18 protein-coding genes and 1 pseudogene are annotated in these 22661 nt (G+C 71.6%); 5 read left to right on the forward strand and 14 right to left on the reverse strand.

Annotation, left to right across the window (positions count from 1 at the left end):
* Position 1: 1 nt before the first annotated feature.
* From alaS to AC0666_RS22135, 3 genes are read right to left on the reverse strand one after another with little or no spacing between them, the layout of a single operon-like run.
* Positions 2-2671: an alanine--tRNA ligase gene (gene alaS, locus AC0666_RS22125; RefSeq protein WP_478708162.1), complete on the reverse strand. Its 2670-nt coding sequence runs from the start codon at positions 2669-2671 to the stop codon at positions 2-4.
* Complete coding sequence (locus tag AC0666_RS22130; RefSeq protein WP_361719146.1) at positions 2671-3015, reverse strand: DUF6167 family protein; 345 nt, start codon at positions 3013-3015, stop codon at positions 2671-2673. Before AC0666_RS22130 ends, alaS begins: the two co-directional genes overlap by 1 nt.
* A gap of 8 nt (positions 3016-3023) precedes the next feature.
* Complete coding sequence (locus AC0666_RS22135) at positions 3024-3455, reverse strand: DUF948 domain-containing protein (RefSeq protein ID WP_468970823.1); 432 nt, start codon at positions 3453-3455, stop codon at positions 3024-3026.
* Between the two features lie 147 nt (positions 3456-3602).
* On the opposite strand from AC0666_RS22135, the pseudogene AC0666_RS22140 reads away from it, so the two are divergent.
* Positions 3603-5506, forward strand: a pseudogene (locus tag AC0666_RS22140) (ATP-binding protein).
* Here AC0666_RS22140 and rpsD read toward each other — a convergent pair.
* Complete coding sequence (gene rpsD / locus AC0666_RS22145) at positions 5494-6105, reverse strand: 30S ribosomal protein S4 (RefSeq protein ID WP_356848389.1); 612 nt, start codon at positions 6103-6105, stop codon at positions 5494-5496. The pseudogene AC0666_RS22140 and the gene rpsD sit on opposite strands and share 13 nt — an antisense overlap.
* Before the next feature lie 295 nt (positions 6106-6400).
* On the opposite strand from rpsD, the gene AC0666_RS22150 reads away from it, so the two are divergent.
* Together AC0666_RS22150 and AC0666_RS22155 are read left to right on the forward strand one after the other, a co-directional pair.
* Positions 6401-7015 (forward strand): DUF2470 domain-containing protein, encoded by a 615-nt coding sequence (locus AC0666_RS22150; protein ID WP_478708163.1) that lies wholly within the window; start codon positions 6401-6403, stop codon positions 7013-7015.
* Positions 7016-7142: 127 nt separating this feature from the next.
* Positions 7143-8681: a UvrD-helicase domain-containing protein gene (locus tag AC0666_RS22155; protein WP_468970816.1), complete on the forward strand. Its 1539-nt coding sequence runs from the start codon at positions 7143-7145 to the stop codon at positions 8679-8681.
* Between the two features lie 34 nt (positions 8682-8715).
* Here the strand turns inward: AC0666_RS22155 and AC0666_RS22160 are convergent, their stop codons facing one another.
* From AC0666_RS22160 to AC0666_RS22175, 4 genes are all read right to left on the reverse strand, one after another.
* Positions 8716-10065: a replication-associated recombination protein A gene (locus AC0666_RS22160; RefSeq protein WP_478708164.1), complete on the reverse strand. Its 1350-nt coding sequence runs from the start codon at positions 10063-10065 to the stop codon at positions 8716-8718.
* A gap of 97 nt (positions 10066-10162) precedes the next feature.
* Complete coding sequence (locus tag AC0666_RS22165) at positions 10163-10777, reverse strand: vitamin K epoxide reductase family protein (protein ID WP_361719160.1); 615 nt, start codon at positions 10775-10777, stop codon at positions 10163-10165.
* A gap of 183 nt (positions 10778-10960) precedes the next feature.
* Positions 10961-12220 (reverse strand): histidine--tRNA ligase, encoded by a 1260-nt coding sequence (gene hisS / locus AC0666_RS22170; protein WP_478708165.1) that lies wholly within the window; start codon positions 12218-12220, stop codon positions 10961-10963.
* A gap of 10 nt (positions 12221-12230) precedes the next feature.
* Entirely contained in the window at positions 12231-12953 is a 723-nt protein-coding gene (locus AC0666_RS22175; RefSeq protein WP_468970807.1) for an MBL fold metallo-hydrolase, read from the reverse strand.
* Positions 12954-13117: 164 nt separating this feature from the next.
* On the opposite strand from AC0666_RS22175, the gene AC0666_RS22180 reads away from it, so the two are divergent.
* Together AC0666_RS22180 and AC0666_RS22185 are read left to right on the forward strand one after the other, a co-directional pair.
* Complete coding sequence (locus AC0666_RS22180) at positions 13118-13900, forward strand: peptidylprolyl isomerase (protein ID WP_468970804.1); 783 nt, start codon at positions 13118-13120, stop codon at positions 13898-13900.
* 187 nt (positions 13901-14087) lie between these two features.
* A complete protein-coding gene (locus tag AC0666_RS22185) occupies positions 14088-15317 on the forward strand; it encodes a DUF349 domain-containing protein (protein WP_468970801.1) in 1230 nt (409 codons plus the stop codon).
* Between the two features lie 154 nt (positions 15318-15471).
* Here the strand turns inward: AC0666_RS22185 and AC0666_RS22190 are convergent, their stop codons facing one another.
* From AC0666_RS22190 to secF, 6 genes are all read right to left on the reverse strand, one after another.
* Positions 15472-16611 (reverse strand): caspase, EACC1-associated type, encoded by a 1140-nt coding sequence (locus tag AC0666_RS22190; protein WP_361719174.1) that lies wholly within the window; start codon positions 16609-16611, stop codon positions 15472-15474.
* Positions 16595-17026 (reverse strand): effector-associated constant component EACC1, encoded by a 432-nt coding sequence (locus tag AC0666_RS22195; RefSeq protein WP_468970798.1) that lies wholly within the window; start codon positions 17024-17026, stop codon positions 16595-16597. Before AC0666_RS22195 ends, AC0666_RS22190 begins: the two co-directional genes overlap by 17 nt.
* Positions 17019-18371, reverse strand: a complete 1353-nt coding sequence (locus AC0666_RS22200; RefSeq protein ID WP_468970795.1) for a serine/threonine-protein kinase — start codon at positions 18369-18371, stop codon at positions 17019-17021. Before AC0666_RS22200 ends, AC0666_RS22195 begins: the two co-directional genes overlap by 8 nt.
* A gap of 40 nt (positions 18372-18411) precedes the next feature.
* Positions 18412-20850 (reverse strand): RelA/SpoT family protein, encoded by a 2439-nt coding sequence (locus AC0666_RS22205; RefSeq protein WP_361719183.1) that lies wholly within the window; start codon positions 20848-20850, stop codon positions 18412-18414.
* 204 nt (positions 20851-21054) lie between these two features.
* A complete protein-coding gene (locus AC0666_RS22210) occupies positions 21055-21606 on the reverse strand; it encodes an adenine phosphoribosyltransferase (RefSeq protein ID WP_361719186.1) in 552 nt (183 codons plus the stop codon).
* The gene (gene secF, locus AC0666_RS22215; protein WP_468583707.1) at positions 21603-22658 is read right to left on the reverse strand and encodes a protein translocase subunit SecF; all 1056 of its coding nucleotides are present in this window, start codon (positions 22656-22658) and stop codon (positions 21603-21605) included. The genes AC0666_RS22210 and secF overlap by 4 nt, the downstream gene beginning before the upstream one ends.
* Positions 22659-22661 lie beyond the last annotated feature (3 nt).

A 22661-nucleotide genomic window follows, 5' to 3' on the forward strand; every position in this document is an offset into this window, starting at 1 on the left:
GTCAGACCGTCTCGACGACGAGGCGCTCGACCGCGGCGATGGCCTCGGGGACGGCGGCCGGGTTCTGGCCGCCGCCCTGGGCGACGTCCGGCTTGCCGCCACCGCCGCCACCGAGGGTCTTGGCGGCCGTGCGGACCAGGTCGCCGGCCTTGAGGCCGCGCTCGCGGGCGGCCTCGTTGGTGGCGATGACGGTCAGCGGGCGGTCGTTCGCCACGGCGAACAGGGCCACGACGGCCGCGCGGTCGCCCTGGATGCGGCCGCGGACGTCGAGGACCAGCTTGCGCAGGTCGTCGGCGCCCGTGCCGTCCGGCACCGACCCCACGACGAGGGCGACCCCGCGGATGTCCTGGGCGCCCGCGGCGAGACCGGCGGCGGCCTGGAGCACCTTCTCCGCGCGGAACTTCTCGATCTCCTTCTCGGCGTCCTTCAGCTTGCCGAGCATGGAGGCGATCTTCTCCGGCAGCTCCTCCGGACGGCCCTTGACCAGCTCCTGGAGCTGGGCGACGACCGTGTGCTCCTTGGCCAGGAAGTTGTACGCGTCGACGCCGACCAGGGCCTCGACGCGGCGCACGCCGGAGCCGATGGAGGACTCGCCGAGCAGCTTCACCAGGCCGAGCTGGCTGGTGTTGCCGACGTGGGTGCCGCCGCACAGCTCCTTGGAGAAGTCGCCGATGGTGACGACGCGCACGCGCTCGCCGTACTTCTCGCCGAACTCGGCGATGGCGCCCTGCTTCTTCGCCTCGTCGATGCTCATGATCTCGGCGGTGACGTCGAGCTCGCGGGCGAGCACGTCGTTGATCTTTTGCTCGACGTCGGTGAGGACCGTGCCGGGGACGGCGTTCGGCGAGCCGAAGTCGAAGCGGAAGCGGCCGGGCGAGTTCTCGGAGCCGGCCTGGGCGGCCGTCGGGCCGAGGGCGTCGCGCAGCGCCTGGTGGGTCAGGTGGGTGGCCGAGTGGGCGCGGGCGATGGCCCGGCGGCGGTGCACGTCGATGGCGGCGTAGGCGGAGGCGCCCACCGTCACCTCGCCGACCTGCACGGAGCCCTTGTGCACGGAGACGCCGGGGACCGGCTGCTGCACGTCGCGGACGACGATGACGGCGCCGGAGTCGAGCTTGATCCGGCCCTGGTCGGCGAGCTGGCCGCCGCCCTCGGCGTAGAAGGGCGTGCGGTCGAGGACGACCTCGACGTCGTCGCCCTCGGAGGCGGCGGGCGCGGAGACGCCGTTGACCAGCAGGCCGACGATGGTGGACTCGCCCTGGTTGGTGGCGTAGCCGGTGAACTCGGTGGCGCCGGCGCTGTCGGCGATCTCGCGGTACGCGGAGACGTCGGCGTGGCCGGTCTTCTTGGCCTTGGCGTCGGCCTTGGCTCGGTCGCGCTGCTCCTGCATCAGGCGGCGGAAGCCGGGCTCGTCCACCGACAGGCCCTGCTCGGCGGCCATCTCCAGGGTCAGGTCGATCGGGAAGCCCCAGGTGTCGTGGAGCAGGAACGCCTTGTCGCCGGAGAGGACGGTGCCGCCGGCGGCCTTGGTCTCCGTCACGGCGGTGTCGAGGATGTTGGTGCCGCCCTTGAGGGCCTTGAGGAAGGCGGCCTCCTCGGCCAGCGCGACGGTCTCGATGCGCTTGCGGTCGGTGATCAGCTCCGGGTACTGCTGCCCCATCGTGTTGATCACGACGTCGACGAGGTCCTGCACGACCGGGCCGGTGGCGCCCATGAGGCGCATGTTGCGGATGGCACGGCGCATGATGCGGCGCAGCACGTATCCGCGGCCCTCGTTGCCGGGGGTCACGCCGTCGCCGATGAGCATCACGGAGGTGCGGATGTGGTCGGCCACCACGCGCATGGAGACGTCGCTGTCCTTGGCGGCGCCGTACTGCACGCCGGTCAGCTCGGTGGCCTTGTCCATGACCACGCGCAGGGTGTCGGTCTCGTACATGTTCTGCACGCCCTGCAGGATCATGGCGAGACGTTCGAGGCCGAGGCCGGTGTCGATGTTCTTCGACGGCAGGTCGCCGAGGATCGGGAAGTCTTCCTTCCCGTCGCCGGCGCCGCGCTCGTACTGCATGAAGACGAGGTTCCAGATCTCCACGTAGCGCTCGTCGTTGACGGCGGGGCCGCCCTCGACGCCGAACTCCGGGCCGCGGTCGTAGTTGATCTCGGAGCAGGGGCCGCAGGGGCCGGGGACGCCCATGGACCAGAAGTTGTCCTTCTTGCCCAGGCGCTGGATGCGCTCGGCGGGGACGCCGATCTTCTCGCGCCAGATCTGCTCGGCCTCGTCGTCGTCGAGGTAGACGGTGATCCAGAGCTTCTCGGGCTCCAGGCCGTAGCCACCCTGGTCCTGGGGCGTGGTGAGCAGCTCCCAGGCGTAGCGGATGGCTCCTTCCTTGAAGTAGTCCCCGAAGGAGAAGTTGCCGCACATCTGGAAGAACGTGCCGTGGCGGGTGGTCTTGCCGACCTCTTCGATGTCCGGGGTACGGACGCACTTCTGCACACTGGTGGCCCGCGGGGCGGGGGGCTTGGTCTCACCGAGGAAGTACGGCTTGAACGGGACCATGCCCGCATTGACCAGCAGCAGAGTCGGGTCGTCCGCGATGAGCGACGCCGAAGGGACGACGGTGTGACCGCGCTCCTCGAAGAAGCTCAGCCAGCGGCGGCGAATCTCAGCCGACTCCATCAGTGGTCCTCATTCCGGTTGTACGAAGGGTTCGGTCGGGGGGTGGTCTTGCCGTTCGGGATGGCCTGCAGGCGGCGCGGTCCGGGGAGGGCCGTGACGTTGTCGGGCCGGTCCGGATCGTGCTGCAGTCCCAGTGCGTCTTTCAGCTCGTCCTCGCGCTGCGACATTCCCGCCTTGACGTCGAGGGCGAAGTCCTTGAGGCGGTGGCCCGCCTCCAGCGCCTTGTCGGCGGCCTGCGCGGCGAGGCTCTCCGGTGTCAGCTTCTTCAGCTGCCGGTTGACTTTGGTGGTGGCCCACACGCCGGCGGCTGCGCCTGCGGTGAACCAGAAGGCTCGGCGGAACATCGGCGGTCTCAGCCCTTCTGCTTCCGGCGCCGGGCTGCCGGCACCGTACGGCCCACGAACACGGTGCGTCGGGACGCTCCGCGCGGTTCGTCCTCCGGCGTCCGGCCCAGCGCCCTGCGGACGCCGTAGCCGAAGGCGGCCACCTTGACCAGCGGGCCGCCGAAGGTGGAGGCCACGGTGGAGGACAGCGCGGAGGCGTTCGAGGTCACTTCCTGCACGTCGCTCGCGATGGCGTCGACCCGGTCGAGCTGGGTGCGCGCGGAACGGACGGTCGTGGAGGCGTCCGCGAGCAGCGGAACGGCCTGCTCGGTCACGTCGGCCACGAGCTTGGTGGTCGCCTTGAGCACCTGCGCCAGCCTCGCCAGCGCCACGGCCAGGAACGAGACGAGGATGGCCCAGAAGACGGCCACCAGGATCCCGGCCACCTCTCCACCGGACACGTTGCACCGCTTTCTGCCTGTTGGTCAGCACGTAGAAAAGTCGTTCTCCGACCCTATCGCGCCCGAGATCCACCGCCGTACCGGAATTCAAGGTCTCGCCGGACCGCCTTGTACGCAGCGCATCCGGAGCAGTACCCTCCGTGCCCCATGCGAGAGAGGCCGATTCGACAGGGGACGCCCGGCAATCTTCCCTCGGAGCTCAGCGGCTTCGTCGGCCGGGGTGCCGAGCTCGCCGAGGTGGCGCCGCTGCTGGACTCCTCCCGGCCGCCCCGGACGGTCCTGGCCGAGCACGTGGCGGGGCGGCGGCTGTTGCTGGTGCTGGACGGCTTCGAGCACCTGGTCGACGAGACGGCCGAGCTGGTGCGGGAGCTGCTGCGCCACTCCCCCGGCCTGCGGGTCCTGGCGGCGGGCCGGCGACCGCTCGCCCTCGACGGGGTGCTGGCCCTCCCGCTGGCCCCGCCCGTGCCCGAGGAGGCGATGGCGCTGCCGGCGCAGCGGGCGGCGGCCGCGGTCCCGGGTTTTGCCGTGACCGTGGCCACCGGGCGGTGCTGGCCGAGCTGTGCGCCCGGCTCGACGGGATCCCGCTCGCCCTGGAACTGGCGGCGGGCCGGCTGCGGGCACTGTCCCCCGCGCAGGTGCCGGCCCGGTTGGAGGACCGGTTCGCGCTGCTGACGGGCGGGGCGCGCAGCGTGCTGCCGCGGCACCGCGCGCTGCGTACGGCGATCGGCTGGAGCCATGAGCTGTGCACGGCCCGGGAGCGGCTGCCGTGGGCGCGGCTGTCGGTGTTCGCAGGGCCGTTCGACCTGGACGCCGCCGAGTACGTGTGCGCGGGTCCGGACCTGCCGGTGGACTGCGTCCTCGACGTGGTGGACGAGCTGCTCGCGCAGTCGCTGCTGGTCCGCGAGGAGACGGCGGCCGGGGTGCGCTACCGGATGCTGGAGACCGTACGGATGTACGGGGCGGGCTGGCTGGACTCGCTGGGCGACGCGGGGCGGCTGCGGCGGCGGCACCGGGACTGGTACCTGGGCCCGGCGACCTGGTGCGAGCTGGACTGGTTCAGCCCGCGTCAGGAGGAGGTGGCCGCGCTGGTGGAGGCGGCGCTACCGAATCTGCGGCTGGCGCTGGAGTGCTGCCTGGACGAGCCGGAGGAGGCCCACCTGGGCCAGTACCGGGCGGGCACGCTCTGGTTCTACTGGGCGGGCTGCGGCCGGCTCGCCGAGGGCCGGCAGTGGCTGGACCGGACGCTGGAGAACGCCCCGGCGCGGCCGGAGCACGCGGGCGCACGGCTGAAGACGCTGTGGGTGCTGGGCTACGTGGCGGCCCTCCAGGGCGACTCGGTGGCCGCGATGAGCGCCCTGTACGAGTGCCGGGACGGGGCGGCGCAGATCGGCGATGCGGTGGCGACGGCCTATGCGGTGCACCGGCTGGGGTGCCTGGCGCTGGTCTCGGACGGCATGCCGCGGGCGGCCGAACTGCTGGGGGCGGTTCTGGAGCGGTACCGCACGGCCGGGGAGCGCAACAGCAACGTGCTGATGTGCCAGGTGCAGCTGGCGATGGCGCTGGCCTTCCAGGGGGAGGCGGCGGGCGCGCTCTCGCTGTGCGAGGAGGTCCGCGCCATCTGCGAGGGCCGCGGCGAGCGCTGGACGAAGGCGTACGCGCTCTACGTGTTGGCGTACGCCGCCCTGGAGGCGGGCGGCACGGCCGAGGCGCGGCGGCTGCTCACCGAGTGCGTGACGATCAACCACGTCTTCCGGGACCTGGTCGGGCTGGTGCTGGCGCTGGAGCCGATGTGGGACGGGGTGGGGCTGCAGCTGTTCGGCCCGGGGTACTTCAACGCCCCGCGGCTGAGGTGCCGGGAGCGGGCGGGCGAGCTGCTGGGCGCCGAGCGGTACGCCTCCTGCGCGGAGCACGGGCGGACGCTGCCGGCACAGGCGCTGGTGGAGCGGGCCCTGAGGGGGCCGCAGGAAACGGGAAACCCGCCGGCTCCCCCGAGGGGGAGCCGGCGGGCAGACCAGCCTGTGAGCCTACGGCCGCTGGATCAGCGGGCGTAGTACTCGACGACGAGCTGCTCGTCGCAGATGACCGGGATTTCCTTGCGGTTCGGCTCGCGGTCCAGGCGGAAGGCCAGGGCCTTCAGGTTGACCTGCAGGTAGCGCGGGGTCTCGCCCTCACCTGCGTAGCCACCCTCACGGGCAACCTGGAACGGGACCTTCTCGCGGCTGCGCTCGCGCACGGTGATGACGTCGTCCGGGCGGACACGGAACGACGGCTTGTCGACCTTGGCGCCGTTGACCTCGATGTGGCCGTGAACGACCATCTGGCGGGCCTGGTAGATGGTGCGGGCGATGCCCGAACGCAGGACCAGGGCGTCGAGACGACGCTCAAGCTCGACGACCAGCGCCTCGCCCGTCTTGCCCTCGGCCTTCTTGGCGCGGTCGTACGCGCGGGCCATCTGGCGCTCGGAGATGTCGTACTGAGCGCGCAGACGCTGCTTCTCCAGCAGACGGACCTTGTAGTCCGAGTTCTGCTTGCGGCCACGGCCGTGCTCGCCCGGCGGGTAGGGGCGGGCCTCGAAGTACTTGACGGCCTTCGGCGTCAGGGCGATGCCGAGGGCACGAGACTTCTTGACCTTGGGTCGCTTCTGGTTCACGGGGAACCTACCTCCATGTAAGTTAGGTGAGGCTTACCTTAGCGAGGAGGACGTAATGTCTCGACCACATGGGATCCCCCTGCCCAGTGCGCATCGCAGTTCGGATTCAAACGCAACAGAATCCGCTGACGACGACGATAAGCAAGGTCAGCCGCGTCCCAGGGAAGGCGTTCGGCAGCTCACCGGAGCCGAACGCGTACGAACCCTCGTAGAGTCCAACGCCTCAGTATCCCTCACTCTGCCGGATGCTCGTGACCAGGTGCGGTCCCTTGACCAGGGAGAGTGGGGGGCAGGGATGCCGGCCGCTCGGACCGTCACCCCGGACGGGGACGTGATTCTCCTGGTGTCAGGGGAATCCGCGGCTGCCAGGGCAGCCGCTCACGCCCAGGACGCCGACCTCCCCGCCGTGATCGAGATCACGGATGTGGCGCCGGTGTCCGTGCCCCATCGTATCCGAGGCCGCGCGTGGCTCACCGGGTGGCTGACGCGGGTGCGCGGGGCCGACCGCGCGGTGTACGGGGCGCTGCTCGGGGAGCGCCCAGGCGGGACGCTGCTGCGCCTGGAGGTCGGGGAGATCTCGGTGGACGACCTGTGGGGCGCGGAACAGGTGGATCCGGAGGCGCTGGCCTCCGCGGAGGCGGACCCGCTGGTGCACCACGAGACGGAGGTGCTCCAGCACCTCGCGGCGGCGCACGCCGGCCGGGTAGCGGACCTGACGGCCCTGCTGGGCGGCCGCGGGAGCGCCGGCCTGACCGCGGTCCCCCTGGCACTGGACCGCCTGGGCCTGCGGATCCGCTGCACCGCGGCGGGCTCCGCCCCGTTCGACGCCCGCTTCGACTTCCCCACGCCCGTGCGCGACGTCTGCGACCTCCGCCGGGCGATACGCACCCTGTTGGCGGCGGCGCACTAGGGGGCGGTCCAGGGGCGGCCTGCGGACTCCCGGGGAGGCTCCGGAAACCGTGATCGCCGGACACGGATGATCTCCCTGTGCCACCGTGATGTCGTCTGGTGACGTCACCGCTACACGGAGGAGCACGATGGCTGTCCCGACCCCTGAGCAGAGCGCGGCCGTCGACTCCTTCAGGCGCGGGGACCACCTCGTCCTCCAAGCGGGCGCCGGGACGGGCAAGACCACGACCCTGGCCATGCTCGCGAAGGGCACTACCGCCCGCGGCCGGTACCTCGCCTTCAACAAGTCCATCGCGGTCGACGCGGCCCGCAGGTTCCCCGGCAACGTGGAGTGCAGGACCGCCCACTCCCTCGCCTTCGGCGCGGTGGGCCGGCGCTACGCCTCCCGGCTGAACGCCCCGAGGGTGCCCGGCTGGAAGACCGGCGCGTTACTCGGCATCGCGGGGAACATGCGCGTGCGGATCGGCGAGCGGAACGTCACCAACAAGGCGCTGTCGTACACGGCGCTGCGGACCGTCACCCGCTTCTGCCAGTCCGCGGACAGCACCCTCGCACGCCACCACGTCCCGCGGCTGCGCGGCATCGAGGCCGAGCACCTGCACGCCCAGCTGGTCGACGTCGTGCTGCCGTATGCGGCCAAGGCCTGGGAGGACCTGCAGAACCCGGAGGAAGGCGTGGTCCGCTTCGACCACGACCACTACCTGAAGATCTGGGCCCTGACGGACCCGGTCATCCCGGCCGACTTCCTGCTGCTGGACGAGGCGCAGGACACCAATCCCGTGGTGGAGAAGATCTTCACCGCGCAACGCGACCACGCCCAGCTGGTGATGGTCGGCGACTCGGCCCAGGCCATCTACGGATGGCGCGGTGCCAGGGACGTGATGAGCGGCTTCGACGGGACGCAGCTGGCCCTGTCCCGGTCCTTCCGCTTCGGCTCCGCGCTCGCCGAGGAGGCCAACCGCTGGCTGCACCTCGCCGCATCACCGATCCGGCTGTCCGGCACCCCGGCCATCGACACCCGCCTGGAGCCCGTGGACAGGCCGGAGGCCATCCTGTGCCGGTCCAACGTCGGCGCCATGCTCGCCGTCATGCGGCTGCTGGAGCAAGGCCGCAAGGTGGCCCTGGTGGGCGGCGGCGAGGCACTGAGCGCGCTCGCCCGGGCCGCCCGCGACCTCAAGGCCGGCAAGCGCAGTACGCACCCGGAGCTGATCCTCTTCGATTCCTGGGGCGAGCTCCAGGAGTACGCCGAGTACGACCCCTCGGGCCGGGACCTGCTGCCGCTCGTCGACCTGGTGGACGAGCACGGCGTCGACGTCGTCCTGGGCGCCGTGGAGCGGCTCTCCGCCGAGCATGGCGCCGAGGTCGTGGTCTCCACCGCCCACAAGGCCAAGGGCCGCGAATGGGCCTCGGTCCGCATCGGCGAGGACTTCACCGAACCGGTGGACGCCGAGGAGACCGACGAGAACGGAGACCCGCTGCCCGGCGAGATCGACGATGCGGAGGCGCGCCTCGCCTATGTCGCGGTCACCCGCGCACGCCTGCGGCTCGACATCGGCGGCCTCGGCTGGATCAACCGGCGCCCCGAGGCGCGTCCGGGCGCCGCCCCCGTCCGCCCGTCCCCCGGGCCCGGCGATCCCTGGAGCGCGCTGGGGCCTGCTCCGCGGTGACGCCGCCGGGTCGCGACGGCGCCCGGCGGTGCCGTCAGGATCCGCGGAGGCGTTCTCGGATCTTCTCCACCACGTCCGCGTACCGCGCCTCCGCCCCGTACCGGGTCGGTTCGTAGTACCGCTTGCCCTGGACCTCGTCCGGGGCGTACTGCTGCGCGGCGATGCCGCCCGGCACGTCGTGCGGATACACGTATCCCACGGCGTGGCCCAGCTTCGCCGCCCCCTTGTAGTGGCCGTCCCGCAGGTGGGCCGGAACCGCCCCGGCCAGGCCCGCGCGGACGTCCGCCAGGGCCGCGCCGATCGCGGTCGTCGCGGTGTTGGACTTGGGTGCCAGAGCCAGAGCGATCGTCGCGTGCGACAGGGTCAGGGCCGCCTCCGGGAAGCCGATCATCGCCACCGCCTGGGCCGCGGCCACGGCGATCGGCAGGGCGGTCGGGTCCGCCAGGCCGATGTCCTCGCTGGCCGAGATCATCAGGCGCCGGGCGATGAACCGCGGGTCCTCGCCCGCCTCGATCATCCGGGCCAGGTAGTGCAGCGCCGCGTCCACGTCCGAGCCCCGGATCGACTTGATCAGGGCGCTCGCCACGTCGTAGTGCTGGTCGCCGTCGCGGTCGTACTTCACCGCCGCGCGGTCGACCGTCTCCTCCAGGGTCTGGAGGGTGATCTCCGGGTCCCCCTTGGAGATCGCGGCTCCGGCAGCGGCTTCCAGCGCGGTCAGGGCGCGCCGCGCGTCGCCGCCGGCGATCCGCAGCAGATGCGCCTCCGCGTCCGCGGGCAGGGAGACGGCCCCGCCGAGCCCCCGCTCCTCCGTCAGGGCCCGCCGCAGCAGCCGGCTGAGGTCCTCGTCGGTCAGGGGCTCCAGGGTCAGCAGCAGCGACCGCGACAGCAGGGGGGAGATGATCGAGAAGTACGGGTTCTCGGTGGTGGCCGCGATCAGCGTCACCCAGCGGTTCTCCACCGCGGGGAGCAGGGAGTCCTGCTGGGCCTTGCTGAAGCGGTGGATCTCGTCCAGGAAGAGGACGGTCTCCTTGCCGTAGCCGCCGGCCGCGCGCTTGGCGCCCTCGATGACGGCTCGTACCTCCTTGACGCCCGCCGTGATGGCGGACAGCTCCACGAACCGCTTCTGCGTCGCCTGGCTCACCACGTACGCCAGGGTGGTCTTGCCGATGCCCGGCGGCCCCCACAGGATCACCGACGAGGCGCCTGCCGGGCCGCCCGCCCCCTCCCCCACCAGCCGTCGCAGCGGTGAGCCGGGCTTCAGCAGGTGCTGCTGGCCGACGACCTCGTCCAGGGTGCGCGGGCGCATGCGGACGGCGAGCGGGGAGCTCGTCGGATCCTTCTCCCTGCGGTCTTCGGCAGCGGCGGTGAACAGGTCTGGTTCCACACAGGAAGCCTATGCGAGCCCACTGACAGCGCCCCGCGCGTCAGCGGGTCCGCGCGTCAGCAGGTCCGCGGTCGCGCTCGCGGTCAGGAGCTCCCGGTCAGGAGGTCCAGAAGTCCCACCAGCGGGTCAGGATCAGCATGCCGATGATCCCGACGTGCAGGACGGGCAGCACCCACGGGAACTCGTCGAGGAAGCCGCGCAGCCAGCCCGGGGCGGGCAGCAGGCCCTCCCGCACGTTGTGCGCGGTGACGTACCAGAACAGGAAGATGGTGGCCACCCAGGCCAGGCAGCACCACAGGCACAGGGAGTTGATGGTGTAGAGCGACTGGTACGTCAGCCAGGCGCAGAAGACGACGCCGAACAGGGCTCCGGCGTTGAAGGTCAGCCAGTACCAGCGCCGGAAGCGGGCCCCGGCCAGCAGGCTCATGCCGACGCAGATCACGATCCCGTACGCGACGAGCCCCATCATCGGGTTCGGGAAGCCGAAGACGGCCGCCTGGTCGCTCTTCATGATGTTGCCGCAGGAGACGATCGGGTTGAGGCTGCAGCCCGGCGTGAAGTTGGGGTCTTCCAGCAGCTTGAACTTGTCGATCGTGATCACCCAGGCCGCCAGCAGACCGGCGGCGCCCGTGATCACCAGCAGCAGCGCCAGCGCCCTGCTGCCCCCGACCGTCCGCGGGGCGGTGTCTGCGTCCGTACCTCGTGTCGTCATACCGCCCGCTCCACATCTGCAAGGTCATCAAGCACCGGCCATTGTGCCGTACGAAGCCGTCCGTCCACCGTTCGACGGACATAAGGACCACCTGATGCAGCCGCGGATCCCGCCCCGCCGGGGCCCGGGTAGCGGAAGCGGGGCCGGGGCGCGTGCCCCGGCCCCGCCGTGAGGTCGTACGGCTCAGGCCAGCCTGGCCAGGAGGACCTCGACGACCTCCGACAGGGCCACCGCCGCCTGCTCGCCCGACTCCATGTCCTTCAGCTGGACGACGCCCTCCGCCAGGTCCCGGTCCCCCGCGACCAGCGCGAAGCGCGCCCCACTGCGGTTCGCGTCCTTCATCGCACCCTTGAGGCCCTTGCCCCCGTACGCGATGTCCGCCGCGATCCCGACCCGCCGCAGCTCCGTGACGAGGGAGAACAGCTTCGGCTTCGCCTCGCCGAGCGCCACCGCGAACACCGACGTCGTCGGCGGGATGTCCAGGTCGACGCCCTCCGCCTCCAGCGCCAGCACGGTGCGGTCCACGCCGAGCGCCCAGCCCACCGACGGGAGCGCCGGTCCGCCGATCATCTCGGACAGGCCGTCGTAGCGGCCGCCGCCGCCGACCGCCGACTGCGAACCGAGGCCGTCGTGGACGAACTCGAAGGTGGTGCGGGTGTAGTAGTCGAGCCCGCGCACCAGCTTCTCGTCGTCCTCGAAAGCGACCCCGGCCGCCGTGATCAGCGCCCGCACCTCCTCGTGGTACGCCTTGCACGCGTCGCACAGGTAGTCGCGCAGCACAGGGGCGCCGACGAGGTGCTTCTGGACGTCGTCCCGCTTGTCGTCGAGGACGCGCAGCGGGTTGATCTCGGCCCGGCGGACGGTCTCCGCGTCGAGGTCGAGGCCGCGCAGGAAGGACTGCAGCGCCTCCCGGTACACCGGGCGGCACTCCTTGTCGCCGAGCGAGTTCAGCAGGATCCGGAAGTTGCGCAGGCCGAGCGAGCGGTAGGCCTGGTCGGCCAGGATGATCAGCTCGGCGTCCAGGGCCGGGTCCTCGGCGCCGATCGCCTCGGCGCCGACCTGCGAGAAGTGCCTGTACCGGCCCTTCTGCGGGCGCTCGTAGCGGTAGTACGAGCCCGAGTACCAGAGCTTCACCGGCAGGCCGCCGGCCTTGTGCAGGTTCGCCTCCAGCGCCGCGCGCAGCACGGAGGCGGTGCCCTCGGGACGCAGGGCGAGGTTGGCGCCGCCCTTCGTGGTGAGGGTGTACATCTCCTTGGTCACGATGTCGGTGGACTCGCCGACACCGCGGGCGAACAGGTCGACGTCCTCGAAGCCGGGGGTCTCGACGTACCCGTAGCCGGACAGGCGCAGCGGCCCGGAGATGGCGTCGCGGACGGCCAGGTACTTCGCCGAGTACGGCGGGATCAGGTCGTACGTGCCCTTGGGGGCCTTGAAGGTGCTCACGGAAGTCTCGTCACATTCCTCGTCGTGGAGCGGGCGCGGCACCCCTGGGGTCCGCTCCCAGGCCGGCGGCGACCTCCCGCAGGTACGGGTTGCCCGCGCGCTCGCGGCCGATGGTGGTCTGGGGGCCGTGGCCGGACAGCACCACGGTCGAGTCGTCGAGCGGCAGGCACACGCGGGCCAGCGATTCGAGCATCTCGGCGTGGGAGCCGCCGGGCAGGTCGGTGCGTCCGATGGAGCCGGCGAAGAGCAGGTCGCCGGAGAAGAAGACGGACGGGATGTCCGCGGCCTCCGGCGTCCGGAAGGTCACCGACCCCTTGGTATGGCCGGGCGCGTGCGCGACCGTGAAGTCCAGACCGGCGAGCCTCAGCCCCGCGCCGTCCGTCAGCTCGCGGACGTCGTCCGGCTCGCCGACGGTCAGTTCGCCCATCAGCGGCATCCCGATCGAGCGGCCGAGGGCCTTCTCCGGGTCGCTCATCATGTAGCGGTCCTCGGGGTGGATCCAGGCCGGTACGTCGTGCGCTCCGCACACCGGGACCACCGAGGCCACATGGTCGATGTGGCCGTGGGTGAGGACGACCGCGACGGGCTTGAGCCGGTGCTTCTTCAGCGTCTCCTCGACACCCTGGGTGGCCTGGTGGCCCGGGTCGATGATGACGCACTCCTCGCCGGCGGCGGGGGCGACCACGTAGCAGTTGGTCCCCCAGGCTCCGGCGGGGAATCCGGCAATCAGCACGTTCGTCCTCAATCGTCGTCCGGCGGGAGCTGCTGCAGCGGTCCCGGATCGGAATGCTGCTGCTCAGAGCCTACCGGCGCGGCTCGTTACACAGCGAACCCATATACGGTACGGCCTATCCGAGCCCGGACAGCGGTGCCAGACACGTACAAGGAGACGACCCGGTGGTCACGAGCGATCAGCGGCGGCGACAGCTCGCCAGGGAGAAGTACGAGCGTCAGCAGAAGCGCAGGGCGGAAGCCCGGCGCAAGGCGCGGCAGCGGGCGGCGGTGATCGGCGCGGCGGTGGCCGTGGCGGTCGCGACGCTGGTGGGCCTGGTCGTGGGCGGCGTCTTCGACAAGGACAAGAAGGACGAGGCGGCGGACCCGTCGGCGAACCCGTCGGCCTCGCCGACACCCCAGCAGTCCCCCGCCCCGGCGATGGCGATCGACCGGAAGGCGAAGTACACCTTCGACCTGAAGACCAGCGCGGGCGAGGTCAAGGTCGAGATGGACGCGGCGAAGACGCCGGAGACCGTGAACTCGTTCAAGGCGCTTGCGGACAAGGGCTTCTTCGACAAGACGAAGTGCCACCGCCTGACCACCTCGGGGATCTTCGTGCTCCAGTGCGGCGACCCCCAGGGCACCGGCATGGGCGGCCCCGGCTACACCATCGCGGACGAGAACCTCGACTCGCTGGGCAAGCCGAACGAGCAGGGTCAGGTCGTCTACCCGGCAGGCACGGTGGCGATGGCCAACACGGGCCAGCCGCACAGCGGCGGCAGCCAGTTCTTCCTGGTCTACAAGGACAGCCCGCTGGCCCCGTCCTACACGCCCTTCGGCAAGATCGACGCGGCGGGCCTGAAGGCGCTGGAGGAGGTCGCGAAGGCGGGGACGGCTGACGGCGGCCAGGACGGGGCCCCGAAGACCCCCGTGACCATCGAGAAGGCCACCGTCACGCAGAACTGACGGTTCCGGTGGCCGGGCCCGGCCGGCGTCCCTCCCGTACGGCGATATTCCGTCGTGCGGGATGCGGACAGCCGGCCCGGCGGTCGCCTATGTTGGCGTTGTGCAGGGCGGGCGCTGCCCGCCCCAGGAAACTGTGGACGATGCCCAGGGGGTGAACCCCTCGCAGGCATCAGGTGGAGGAGGCGCTGTGAGCAGCGACCCGTGGGGCCGCGTCGACGAGACGGGCACCGTGTACGTGCGTACTGCCGAGGGCGAGAAGGTCGTCGGCTCTTGGCAGGCGGGCACCCCTGAGGAGGCCCTGGCCTACTTCGAGCGCAAGTACGAGGGCCTGGTGGTCGAGATCGGCCTCCTCGAACGGCGGGTGCGGACCACCGACCTGTCCGCCAAGGACGCGCAGACGGCGATCGACCACCTGCGCGCCCAGGTGGAGGAGCACCACGCCGTGGGCGACCTCGACGCCCTGCGCGTGCGGCTGGACAAGCTCGTCGCGACCGTGGAGTCGCGGCGCGAGGAGCGCAAGGTCCAGAAGGCCAAGCAGACGGACGAGGCCCGTGCGGCCAAGGACGCGCTGGTCGTCGAGGCCGAGCAGCTGGCGCAGAGCGACCAGTGGCGCAGCGCCGGCGAGCGGCTGCGCGCCCTGGTGGACATCTGGAAGGGGCTGCCGCGGCTCGACCGCAAGTCGGACGACGAGCTGTGGCACCGCTTCTCGCACGCCCGCTCCGCCTTCTCCAAGCGCCGCAAGGCGCACTTCGCCTCGCTGGACGCGCAGCGCGAGGAGGCCCGCAAGGTCAAGGAGAAGCTGGTCGCGGAGGCCGAGTCGCTGTCGAAGTCGACGGACTGGGGTCCGACGGCCGCGCGCTACCGCGAGCTGATGGCGGACTGGAAGGCGGCGGGCCGGGCGCAGCGCGAGGCCGAGGACGACCTGTGGAACCGCTTCCGCGGGGCGCAGGACGTCTTCTTCGCGGCGCGCGGCGAGGTGTTCGCGGAGCGCGACGCCGAGCAGGTGGAGAACCTGAAGCTGAAGGAGGAGCTGGCCGAGGAGGCCGAGAAGCTCGTCCCGGTGACGGACCTGAAGGCGGCCCGGGCCGCGTTCCGTTCCATCAACGAGCGCTGGGAGGCCATCGGCCACGTACCGCGTGACGCCCGCCCGAAGGTCGAGGGCCGGATGCACGCGGTGGAGCGGGCCATCCAGGAGGCCGAGGAGGGCGAGTGGCGCCGTACGAACCCGGAGGCGCGGGCCCGTGCGGCCGGTCTGACGGGTCAGCTGCAGGCGGCGGTCGACAAGCTGCGTGAGCAGATCGACGCGGCCCGTGCGGCGGGCAACAACGCGAAGGCCGACAAGCTGGCCCGCGAGCTGGAGGGCCGCCAGGCGCTCCTGGACCAGGCGCTGAAGGGCCTGGAGGAGTTCGGCGGCTGATCACCCGGCCCCCGCCAGGGCGCGGAGGACGACGGCCCCGGTACGGATGTCCGTACCGGGGCCGTTCGCGTCGGCGGGGCCGTTCGCGCCTGCGGAGCCGTTCGCGGCTGCGGAGCCGTTCGCGGCTGCCGGGCGGATCGCCTCGGCGGGCCGCTCACAGCGCGCGGCTGCCGTCCTCCAGGAGGTCCAGGGCGTGTTCGAGTACCGCGCAGGCCTCCACGTGGTTCCCGGACTCCTGCAGCAGGGCGGCCAGGCGGCGGCACACCTGCACGGCCTCCGGTCCGTAGAAGCGGTGCGCCTGCTGGAACGCCTCCTCCAGCACCTCGATGGCCTCCCGGGTCTGTCCGGTCTCCTGGAGGATGTCGGACAGTTCCAGCTGCACGGCCAGCAGGTCGCCTTCCCCGTCGGGCATCCGCTCCTGCAGGGCGAGGCGCAGGACGGGCAACGCGTCGCCGCTGCGGCCGGCCGCCCGCAGGGAGCGGGCCAGCCCGATCCCCGCGACGACCATGGCGGAGCGCACGTCCGCGGCCAGGACCGGGCCGGCGGGGGCGCCGCTCACGGCCCGGGCCCGGTTGCGCACGAGCCGGAGCCGGCCCATGCCCCGTTCCTGGGCGCTCTGCGGGAGCGGCCTGTTCTTGCTGCGCAGCCTGGACTCCATGGTGCGGCACAGGGTGTCCAGATCGATCAGCTCGGGCCCGTCGTGGATCCCGTCGCGCAGGATCCTGAGCAGCTCTCCGGTGAACGCGGTGTGCCGCTCGCCGTCCGGGGCGAGGGCGACGCGGTCGCGCGGCGAGGCGGTGAGGACGTACGCGCCCTCGACGGCCGCCTGCGCGGCGAGCGCCTCCGGGGGGCCGGCGAGCGTACGGGCGGCCCGGCCGCTGAAGCAGCAGTCGAGTACGACCACCTTGCGCCGGGCCCCGGAGTCGCGCAGAGCGGAGCGCAGGTGCTGGTAGGCGACGGCGGTGTACCCGACGTGCTCGCGGGAGCCCTGGAGGGCCAGGTAGAGGTCGGCGGTCTCCGCGTCCCGCATGCCGTGTCCGGCGAAGTAGACCAGGAGCGTGTCGGCGGCCTCCTCCCCCGCCCGGTTGACCGGGTCGAGGAGCTCGGCGGGGTGCTGCGGGTCCAGCACGGTGGTGCAGTGCTGCTCGGGCAGTCCCCAGACGGTCGCGTCGCACAGTTCGGCGGCCAGGTCCTTGACGTTGGCCTCGACCGCCGGGAGCGCGGCGAGGTGGCGGTATCCGGCGGTGCCGATGAGGACGGCGCGCGAGGCCCCGGGGTCAGGAAGCCCCGTCATCGTCCCCGTCCTGCGGCCGTACGGGCTCCAGCGCGGCGACGATCCGGCGCAGCACCTCGGGGTCCTCGGCCGCTTCACCGGTGAGCCGGACCTCGTAGCCCGCGCGGCTGACGGTGAGGGAAGGCGCCCGGCGGCGGGAGGCCTGCCACTGGAGCACCGAGAAGACCAGCGAGGCGGCGGACAGGCCGGATCCGACGGCGAGTTGGAGCACGTCGAAGCCCGGGCTGCCCATGGGCGTCGCGGGCGGGGTCGTGTCCGGCGCGGAGGGCGGCGGCGGGCTGTCGCTCCCGATCACGGCGCGCAGGTCGCGGCCGAGGGCCTCGTCCTCCTTCAGCCAGCGCAGCAGTGACCGCAGCTCGGCCTCCGGCCCGTCTCCCGGTCTGACGGGGTCCACCCGTAACGCGTACTCAGGCATCCGATCCGTTCCTCTCCTGTCCCGTTCCGATGTGCGTGCTCACCCGGGCGAACAGCTCCAGCGCCGCGGCGGGCTCCCCGAGCCGGGCCTGGCACACGGCCTGCCAATACTGGCAGGCGAGGGTGGTCGGATGGCTCGCGCCCAGCGATTCATGGCAGTACGGCGTGACTCCGGCCAGGAGTTGGGCCGCCTGCCGGAACTCCCCGCGCTGGACCAGGACGACGGCCTCCCGCTGCCGGGACAGCGCGGTGCGCTCGGTCATCCGGCTGTGCACGAGGCGGCGGGTCAGATCGCTGAGGCTGAGCTGGCTCGGCGCCTCGGCGGCCTCGCTGTCCGCGACGTCGACGTCCTGCCAGTCGAAGGCGGGAACGGGCTCGGGGGCCACGGCTGCCCACCCGCCGGATTCCTCCACCGTGCGGCGGCCGGGATACCGCGCGCGCTGCGCTTCCCGGGGCGGCTCCTCCAGGTGGTGCCGGAGGAGCTCGACGACCTGCTGTTCTCCTCCGGCCGCCCAGGGCCTCAGCGTCGCGGCCGCCTCGGCCGCGTTCAAAGGCCGGCCCCGGGGGTCGACGGCGCAGAGGGAGTCCACCGCCCACAGCAGGCCGTCGGGCAGCGGGAGCCGGTGCTCCCTGAGCGAGGGGACTCCCTTGGCGGCCTTGAGCACCAGGACGCCGAAGTCCATGGGCCGGCTGCCGAACGGCGGACTTCCGGTCAGCATGAAGTGGAGGCAGGCGCCGACGCTGTAGAGGTCGGTGGCTCCCGAGGGCGCCACCCCCTGGATCCGTTCCGGAGCCATGTACTGGGCCGTGCCGACCAGTTTGCCGCCGGCCGTGGTGATCCGGGGCTCCTCCGCCACCACGGCGAGGCCGAAGTCGTAGAGCACCACCCGGCCGTCCCGGCTGATGCGCACGTTGCCGGGTTTCACGTCGCGGTGCAGGACCCCGCTCCTGTGCGCCGCTTCCAGGGCCCCGAGCATCTCGACGGCGATCCGGCATGCCGCCGCCACGGGCAGCGGGCTCCCTGCGGCCATGGTCGAGAGGTCGATGCCGTCGAGCAGCTCCATCACCAGGTACGGCGTTCCGCTGTCCCGGTCGACCCCGGAGTCGTAGATCCCCACGACGCCGGGGTGGCGGATCCGCGCCAGCGCGATGGCTTCGGACACGAACCGCCGCAGTGTCTCCTGCGAGGGGCTCGTCCCGAAGGCCGAGAGGATCTTGACCGCGACGGGGCGCCGCAGTCGGGTGTCCTCCGCGGCGAACACCACGCCCATGCCGCCGCGGCCCAGGACGTTCAACGGGCGGTAGCGCTCGGCGAGTTTCGCGGGGAACACGTCGGTACCTGCCACGTGCTCCCCCCGGGGTGGCGTCGGCGTGGGCGTAGGCCGGTCAGGGCCTCCTTGCTGAGGTCACACGGTAGACGTCGTAGACGCCCTCCACACCCCGAACGGCCTTCAGGACGTGGCCGAGGTGCTTGGGGTCGCCCATCTCGAAGGTGAAGCGGGAGGTGGCGACCCGGTCGCGGGAGGTCTGGACGGCCGCCGAGAGGATGTTCACGTGCTGGTCCGACAGGACCCGGGTGACGTCCGACAGCAGGCGGGACCGGTCCAGGGCCTCGACCTGGATGGCGACCAGGAAGACCGAGGACTGGGTGGGCGCCCATTCCACTTCGAGCATCCGCTCCGGCTGCTGCGAGAGGGAGTCCACGTTGACGCAGTCGGCGCGGTGAACCGATACGCCGCTACCGCGCGTGACGAAGCCGATGATCGGGTCGCCCGGTACCGGGGTGCAGCAACGGGCCAGCTTGACCCAGACGTCGTCGACGCCCTTGACGACCACGCCGGGGTCGGCGCTGCCGCGCCGCTTGGTGCGGGCGCGCGAGGGCGGGACGCTCTCCTCGATGTCCTCGTTGGCCGCCTCCTCGCCGCCGAGGGCCTGCACCAGCTTCTGCACGACGCCCTGCGCGGCCACGTGGCCCTCGCCGATCGCCGCGTACAGGGAGGAGATGTCGGGGTAGCGCATCTCGTGGGCGAGGGTGACGAGCGAGTCGCCGGTCAGGATGCGCTGGATCGGCAGGTTCTGCTTGCGCATGGCCCGCGCGATGGCGTCCTTGCCGTGCTCGATGGCCTCGTCGCGGCGCTCCTTGGAGAACCAGCCGCGGATCTTGTTGCGGGCCCGCGGGGACTTGACGAAGCCGAGCCAGTCGCGGGACGGCCCCGCGCCCTCGGCCTTGGACGTGAAGACCTCGACGAGGTCGCCGTTGTCGAGGGTCGATTCGAGCGGGACGAGCCGCCCGTTGACCCGGGCCCCTATGGTGCGGTGGCCGACCTCGGTGTGGACGGCGTACGCGAAGTCCACCGGAGTGGCCCCGGCCGGCAGCGCTATGACGTCGCCCTTGGGGGTGAAGACGAACACCTCGTTGCGGGAGAGGTCGAAGCGCAGCGAGTCGAGGAACTCGCCCGGGTCCTCGGTCTCCTTCTGCCAGTCCAGCAGCTGGCGCAGCCAGGCCATGTCGTTGACCGTGTCCTGGCCGGCGCTGCCCTTGGCGGCCTGCGGGACGTCGGTGCGGACCTTGGAGGTGCCGGCGACGGTCTGCTGCTTGTACTTCCAGTGCGCCGCGATGCCGTACTCGGCGCGGCGGTGCATGTCGAAGGTGCGGATCTGCAGCTCGACCGGCTTGCCGCTGGGCCCGATGACCGTCGTGTGGAGCGACTGGTACATGTTGAACTTGGGCATCGCGATGTAGTCCTTGAACCGGCCGGGGACCGGGTTCCACCGCGCGTGGACCGTGCCGAGCGCCGCGTAGCAGTCGCGGACCGTGTCGACGAGGACGCGGATGCCCACCAGGTCGTAGATCTCCGCGAAGTCACGGCCGCGGACGATCATCTTCTGGTAGACGCTGTAGTAGTGCTTGGGGCGGCCGGTGACGGTGGCCTTGATGCGGGCGGCCCGCAGGTCGCTCTGCACCTCGTCGGTGACGACGGCGAGGTACTCGTCGCGCTTGGGCGCCCGCTCGGCGACGAGGCGGACGATCTCGTCGTACATCTTGGGGTAGAGGATCGCGAAGGCGAGGTCCTCCAGCTCCCACTTGATGGTGTTCATGCCCAGCCGGTGCGCCAGCGGGGCGTAGATCTCCAGGGTCTCGCGAGCCTTCTTCTCCTGCTTCTCCCGCTTGAGGTAGCGCATCGTGCGCATGTTGTGCAGGCGGTCGGCGAGCTTGATGACCAGGACGCGGGGGTCCTTGGCCATGGCCACGACCATCTTGCGGACGGTCTCGGCCTGCGCGGCCTCGCCGAACTTGACCCGGTCCAGCTTGGTGACGCCGTCGACGAGCAGGGCCACGGCGTCGCCGAAGTCGCGGCGCAGGTCCTCCAGCCCGTACTCGGTGTCCTCGACGGTGTCGTGCAGCAGGCCGGCCATCAGGGTGGCCGGGTCCATGCCGAGCTCGGCGAGGATGGTGGTGACGGCGAGCGGGTGGGTGATGTACGGGTCGCCGCTCTTGCGCTTCTGGCCGCGGTGCCAGCGCTCGGCGACCTGGTACGCCTGCTCGATCTGGCGCAGGGTCGCCGTCTCGATCTTCGGGTCGTTGCTGCGGACTATGCGGAGCAGGGGTTCCAGTACCGGGTTGTACGGGTTGGAACGCTGGACGCCGAGGCGGGCGAGCCGTGCGCGTACGCGGTTCGAGGACCCGGCCGACTTCGCCGGCACGGGCTTCGCCGGCGCGGGCCGCACGGGCGGGGCCGGCGGGGGCGTGGCGGGGGGCGTCGCGGCCTGCTCGGTCTGCGGTTCGGGCTGCGCGGCGGAGAGTGGCTGGACCTCGTCTGGCAAGAGCGCTCCTCTGGGGGTCCCCCCGGACGGAGTCCGGGGGACGATCCGGTGCCCCGGTCAGGTCCGGATAAACCATGGTAGCGAGGGTTGCGCCGCCCTGTTCCCCGCGCCCGGGGAGTGGAACGGCCGGGTATGCGCAGCGGGCGGGTACCCGGGGTGTCCCGGGTACCCGCCCGCTTCACGGGGGGTGTCGTCAGACCGCGATCAGACCACGATCAGCGCGTCCAGCGGGGCGCCCGCCAGCGCACCGGACAGCCGCTCGCGGCCCGGCAGGAACGACAGCTCCATCAGTACGGCCACACCGGCGACCTCGGCACCCGCACGGCGGATCAGCGTGAGCGAGGCCTCGGCCGTGCCGCCGGTGGCCAGGACGTCGTCGATCACCATGACCCGGTCGCCGATGGCCAGGTCCTCCGCGTGGACCTCGATCTCGGCGGTCCCGTACTCCAGGTCGTACGCCTGTCCGAGCGTCGCGCCCGGCAGCTTTCCGGCCTTGCGGACCGGCACGAAGCCGATGCCCGCCTGGACCGCGACCGGGGCCGCGAGGATGAAGCCGCGCGCCTCCAGTCCGACGATCTTCGTGGCGCCGTACCGGGTGGCGAGGTCCACCAGCTCGGCCGTCAGCGCCGCAAAGGCCTTCGGGTCGGCCAGCAGCGGGGTGATGTCCTTGAACATCACGCCCGGCTTCGGGTAGTCGGCGACGTCCTTGATCCGGCTGAGCAGCAGGTCGTGCACCTCGGGGGACAGCGGGCTCACCGGCGCCGCCCCGCGCGGCCCTGCGCCACGACCTGGGGTCCGGCCTCGGACCCGTGTCCCTCGTCCGCGGGGTCGCCCTTGGTGGCCGCGGCCTCGCGCTTGGCGAGGACCCGCTTGCGCAGGGCCTTCATGGCGGGCTCGCGCTCCTTCAGGTCCACGACCAGCGGGGTCGCGATGAAGATCGAGGAGTACGCACCGGCCGCGAGGCCGACGAACAGCGACAGCGAGATGTCGTTGAGCATGCCCGCGCCCAGGAAACCGCCGCCGATGAAGAGCAGCGCCCCGACCGGGAGCAGCGCGACGACCGTGGTGTTGATGGAACGGACCAGGGTGCCGTTGATGCTGCGGTTGGCGACGTCGCTGAAGGTGTAGCGGGTCTGCTTGGTGATGTCCTTCGAGCCCTCCTTGAGACCGTCGAAGACGACGACGGTGTCGTAGAGGGAGTAACCGAGGATGGTCAGCAGACCGATCACGGTGCCCGGCGTGACCTCGAACCCGACCAGCGCGTACACGCCGACCGTGATCGTGAGGTCGTGGATCAGGGCGATCAGTGCCGCGACCGCCATCCGCCACTCGAAGGCGATGGCGAGGTAGATCACGACGAGGACCATGAAGACACCGAGGCCGGTCCAGGCCTTGTTCGCGATCTGCTCGCCCCAGCTGGGGCCGACCAGGTCGGCGTTGATGTCCTTCTCCGTGACCTTGAGGTCGGCGGCGAGCTCCTTCTTCACGTCGGCCGCCGCGTCGGTGTCCAGACCCGAGATCTGGATGCGCAGGCCGCCGGTGCCGAGCTCCTGGACGATCGCGTCGTGGCCCGAGGCCTTCTCCGCGGCCTCGGTCGCCTTGGCGACGGAGACGGCCGTCTTCGGGGTGGTGAAGACGGCACCGCCCTTGAACTCGATGCCCATGTTCAGGCCTTGGACGGCCAGGGCCACGATCGCCGTGATGGTGATCAGGATGGAAACGCCGTACCAGACGAAACGCTTGCCGACGAAGTCGTACCCGACCTCACCGCGGTACAGCTTGGCGCCGAGATCTCCCAGCTTCGACATCTC

It is taken from the genome of Streptomyces sp. NPDC043680 (assembly GCF_056436685.1).

Coding starts and splice junctions, on each gene's coding strand:
- alaS (WP_478708162.1), bottom strand. CDS start 2,671: ATGGAGTCGGCTGAGATTCGCCGCCGCTGGCTGAGCTTCTTCGAGGAG.
- AC0666_RS22130 (WP_361719146.1), bottom strand. CDS start 3,015: ATGTTCCGCCGAGCCTTCTGGTTCACCGCAGGCGCAGCCGCCGGCGTG.
- AC0666_RS22150 (WP_478708163.1), top strand. CDS start 6,401: ATGCCGGCCGCTCGGACCGTCACCCCGGACGGGGACGTGATTCTCCTG.
- AC0666_RS22155 (WP_468970816.1), top strand. CDS start 7,143: ATGGCTGTCCCGACCCCTGAGCAGAGCGCGGCCGTCGACTCCTTCAGG.
- AC0666_RS22165 (WP_361719160.1), bottom strand. CDS start 10,777: ATGACGACACGAGGTACGGACGCAGACACCGCCCCGCGGACGGTCGGG.
- AC0666_RS22190 (WP_361719174.1), bottom strand. CDS start 16,611: ATGACGGGGCTTCCTGACCCCGGGGCCTCGCGCGCCGTCCTCATCGGC.
- AC0666_RS22195 (WP_468970798.1), bottom strand. CDS start 17,026: ATGCCTGAGTACGCGTTACGGGTGGACCCCGTCAGACCGGGAGACGGG.
- secF (WP_468583707.1), bottom strand. CDS start 22,658: ATGTCGAAGCTGGGAGATCTCGGCGCCAAGCTGTACCGCGGTGAGGTC.